We start from the raw sequence: 2,355 nt of genomic DNA, 5'->3' as shown, positions 1-2,355 counted from the left end.
CGATCCCTGACCCCGACGCCTCACCCCGGCGCGCCCACAAGCAGGCCGAGAAGCAGCAGAAGAACAAGAAGAAAGATCAAGAACGAGATTGGGGGTTGACCGGCCCCGCTCCTTCAAGGATGACACTTGGTGGGGGCCGGTGCGGCGTCAGCCGCCTGCCAGTGCATTGCGGCGGCGGGTCAGGTGGGCCCGCTGCGCCGCGTTCTGCGGCAGCGCGAGCGCCGAAGTGAACGCGCAGCCGGCGTCCGCGGCCCGGCCGAGCCGGGCGAGCAGCTCGGCGCGGGCGGCGTGCCACAGCGGGTAGTGCTCGAGACCGCCGACGGCGTCGACCTCGGCTAGGCCGGCCGCCGTCCCGTCGCGCTCCCCGATGGCGACGGCGCGGTTGAGCCGCACGACCGGGGTGTCCTGCACGCGCAGCAGCACGTCGTACCAGGACACCACCGCGGTCCAGTCCGTGTCGGCGTACGCCGGGGCGAGGGCGTGGCAGGCCGCGATCGCCGCCTGCACGACATAGGGGTCGGGGTCGGTCCGGGAGCGGCGCAGCCCTTCCCCGACGAGGACGACGCCCTCCCCGACGAGGTCGCGCCGCCACCGGTCGCGGTCCTGATCGGCCAGCAGCACGGGGTGGCCCGCCGCGTCGTACCGCGCGTCCCGGCGCGAGTCGAGCAGCAGCTTCAGGGCCAGCAGGCCGAGCACGGACGGCTCGTCCGGCATCAGCTCCCGCAGCAGCCGGGTGAGCCGCACGGCCTCGTCCACCAGCGCGGGCCGGAGCGGGTCGTCGCCTGCCGTCGCGCTGTAGCCCTCGTTGAACAGCAGGTAGACCGTGGCGACGACGCCACGCAGCCGGTCGGGCAGCTCGTGGTCGGCGGGCACGCGGTAGGGGATGCCGGCCCGGGCGATCTTCTGCTTCGCCCGGGTGAGGCGCTTGCCCATGGTGGCCTCGGGCACGAGCAGGGCCCGGCCGACCTCGGCCGTGGTGAGCCCGCAGAGCGTCCGCAGCGCGAGCGCCACCTGCGTGTCGACGGCCAGGGCCGGGTGGCAGCAGGTGAACACCAGCCGCAGCAGGTCGTCGCGCACGACCTCCGGAGGGTCGGGCACCGGCGGTTCGACCAGCGCCATGGCGTGGGCCTCCTTCCCGTCCCGGGCCGTCTCGCGGCGGACGAGGTCGATGACGCGCCTGCGCGCGGTCAGCGTCAGCCAGGCCCGCGGCTCGGGCGGCACCCCGTCGCGCGGCCAGGTCTCCAACGCAGGGACCGTGGCGTCCTGCACGGCGTCCTCCGCGAGCTGGAGGTCCCCGGTGAGCCGCACGAGCGTGGCGAGCACGCGCCTGCCCTCGTCGCGCACGAGGCGGACGAGGGCGGCGTGCGCGTCGGCCGGTGCCACTACGGGCGCTGGGTTCCCGGGATGACCGGCCGGACCTCGATCGCCCCGTGCCAGGCCGCCGGGATCTTCGCCGCGGTGGCGACGGCCTCGTCGAGATCGGCGCACTCGAGCAGGTAGAAGCCGGTGAGAGCCTCCTTCGTCTCCGCGTACGGGCCGTCGGTGCTGATCACGTCGCCGCCCTTGCCGCCCTGCACGCGCACGGTGGTGGCGGTGCTGGTCGGGTAGAGGGCACTGCCCCCGCGGATCACCGCGGCGGCCGCGGCGCCGAACTCGCGGTAGTCGGCCATCTCGGCGGCGTGTTCGGGGGCCGACCAGTCGACGTCGGCGGCGTAGACGAGCGCGGCGTAGGTGGGCATGGGTGCTCCTGGGGATCTCGGGCCGGCCCGGGTGGCCGGTCACACCCTAGGAACGAACGGCGCACGCCGGGAAGGACACAGCGGTGGACCCGGGGCGGGACAGGTGCCTAGCCTCGCCCGATGCGGATCGCGTCGTTGCTCCCCGCCGCCACCGAGATCGTGGGGGCGATCGGGCTGGAGGACGCGCTCGTGGCCGTCACCTACGAGTGCGACCACCCGGAAGGGATCCGGGACCGCGCGGCGGTCGTCGTCGACACCGCACTGCCGACCGGCCTCGACCCGGCCGCGATCGACGCAGCCGTCCGCGACCGGGCGGCCCGCGGCCTGCCGATGTACGAGCTGGACCGGGCCGCCGTCGCCGCGCTGGACCCCGACCTGATCCTCACCCAGGACCTGTGCCGGGTGTGCGCGCTGCCCGCGGGCTCGGTCGCCGACGCCCTCGACGCGATCGGCTGCGCGGCCGACGTCATGTCCGTCGACCCGCACACCGTCGACGAGGTGCTGGGGGCGATCACGACGATCGGCCGCCGGGCAGGCGCGCCGCAGGCCGCGGACGCCCTGGTCGGCGCGCTCCGCGCCCGGCTGGCGGCCGTCGCCGCGGCGGTGGCCGGGCGGC

3 protein-coding genes are annotated in these 2,355 nt (G+C 75.5%); 1 reads left to right on the top strand and 2 read right to left on the bottom strand.

From position 1 onward, the window contains the following. Positions 1-147: 147 nt before the first annotated feature. Together KME75_RS40965 and KME75_RS40960 are read right to left on the bottom strand one after the other, a co-directional pair. Complete coding sequence (locus KME75_RS40965) at positions 148-1,383, bottom strand: RNA polymerase sigma factor (RefSeq protein ID WP_219420371.1); 1,236 nt, start codon at positions 1,381-1,383, stop codon at positions 148-150. Next, positions 1,383-1,739, bottom strand: coding sequence for a YciI family protein (locus KME75_RS40960; RefSeq protein ID WP_219420370.1), 357 nt, complete (start codon positions 1,737-1,739; stop codon positions 1,383-1,385). The genes KME75_RS40965 and KME75_RS40960 overlap by 1 nt, the downstream gene beginning before the upstream one ends. Positions 1,740-1,859: 120 nt before the next feature. Here KME75_RS40960 and KME75_RS40955 point away from each other — a divergent pair. Continuing rightward, positions 1,860-2,355, top strand: a 496-nt coding sequence (locus KME75_RS40955; protein ID WP_504739538.1) for a TroA family protein, incomplete at its 3' end; no start/stop codon positions are given.

It is taken from the genome of Pseudonocardia nigra (genome assembly GCF_019396355.1).
GTDB classification, from domain to species: Bacteria; Actinomycetota; Actinomycetes; order Mycobacteriales; family Pseudonocardiaceae; genus Pseudonocardia; species Pseudonocardia nigra.
Note: the sequence above shows the minus strand (reverse complement) of the source record. Positions and strands in the feature narration are given on the sequence as shown.

Coding starts and splice junctions, on each gene's coding strand:
- KME75_RS40960 (WP_219420370.1), bottom strand. CDS start 1,739: ATGCCCACCTACGCCGCGCTCGTCTACGCCGCCGACGTCGACTGGTCG.